Genomic DNA, 670 nt, shown 5'->3' on the forward strand with positions numbered 1-670 from the left:
CCTTTTGGCTGATCTTTTGCCTTGTTTTATTGTCTCCTATGGCTATTATGATGTCAGCTTTTTCATGCTCTGCGCTAAATTTACACTCACTAGCATCGTCTAAAAAAGCTATCTCATCATAGCCGTTATTTCTAGCGATGTCAGCGATCACAAGCCCATGCCCACTCGCTCCGTAAATGTAAATTTTCTTAGTTTTTGCCATTAAATTTCTCCGTCGTCGCCTGCCCCTCTTTGCTGACACCACTTCGTTTTAGCACCTTTTCGATGGTCTGCAAAGCGATCTTTACATCAAGCATAAAGCTTAAATTTTTAGCGTAATAGACGTCGTATTCAAATTTTTTCTCCCAGCTTATAGCGTTTCTGCCATTTATCTGCGCTAGACCCGTGATACCAGGGCGCACGTCATGGCGGTGCTTTTGCGTTTCGTTATAGATGGGTAGATACTCGACCAAAAGCGGCCTTGGTCCAATGAAGCTCATGTCGCCTTTTAGCACGTTAAAGAGCTGTGGCAGCTCATCGAGGCTAAGAGAGCGGATAAGTTTGCCAAATTTACCAAGACGCTGATCATCTGGCAAGAGCTCGCCATTTGCGTCACGCTCATCGCTCATCGTCTTAAATTTATAAATTTTAAAAATTTTCTCATTAAGCCCTGGCCTTGCCTGCGTAATAA

The 670-nt window shown here is 43.4% G+C and carries 1 protein-coding gene and 1 pseudogene; both read right to left on the reverse strand.

Going from position 1 to position 670, the window contains the following annotated elements:
- Window positions 1-202 (reverse strand): annotated as a pseudogene (pglD, locus tag CYP05_RS06410) (UDP-N-acetylbacillosamine N-acetyltransferase); the annotation flags it as partial.
- Window positions 189-670: undecaprenyl phosphate N,N'-diacetylbacillosamine 1-phosphate transferase (pglC, locus tag CYP05_RS06415; protein ID WP_103642345.1), on the reverse strand; the 482-nt coding region annotated here is incomplete at its 5' end. The pseudogene pglD and the gene pglC, both read right to left, overlap by 14 nt.

Origin of the sequence: Campylobacter concisus (assembly GCF_002913545.1) — a bacterium.
GTDB classification, from domain to species: domain Bacteria; phylum Campylobacterota; class Campylobacteria; order Campylobacterales; family Campylobacteraceae; genus Campylobacter_A; species Campylobacter_A concisus_AV.